This window comes from Psychromonas arctica, from assembly GCF_038155225.1.
Classification (GTDB): Bacteria; Pseudomonadota; Gammaproteobacteria; order Enterobacterales; family Psychromonadaceae; genus Psychromonas; species Psychromonas arctica_B.
In genome coordinates this window covers 1-215 of the sequence record NZ_JBAKBA010000357.1, presented here as the reverse complement: position 1 = coordinate 215, position 215 = coordinate 1, and the positions used below count along the sequence as shown (strand labels likewise).

The 215-nt window shown below is 39.5% G+C and carries 1 protein-coding gene; it reads left to right on the top strand.

Annotation, left to right across the window (positions count from 1 at the left end):
- A partial coding sequence (locus V6255_RS18770) for an ATP-binding cassette domain-containing protein (protein WP_341629460.1) occupies positions 1–215 on the top strand: 215 nt, incomplete at both ends.

Here is a 215-nt window from a genome sequence, read left to right as displayed (position 1 = left end):
TATGCATCGCTTCACCCTCGCAATACCATCGACAAAATACTCGCAGAACCACTTGCTATTCATTGTTTTAAAAACACCGAACAACGTATTGCAAAAGTGATTGAACAGGTCGCCCTTCCCAATAAATTTCGATTTCGTTATCCACATCACTTATCTGGTGGGCAACGTCAACGTGATGCAATTGCTCGTGCTTTAATTTTAGAACCTAAAATTTT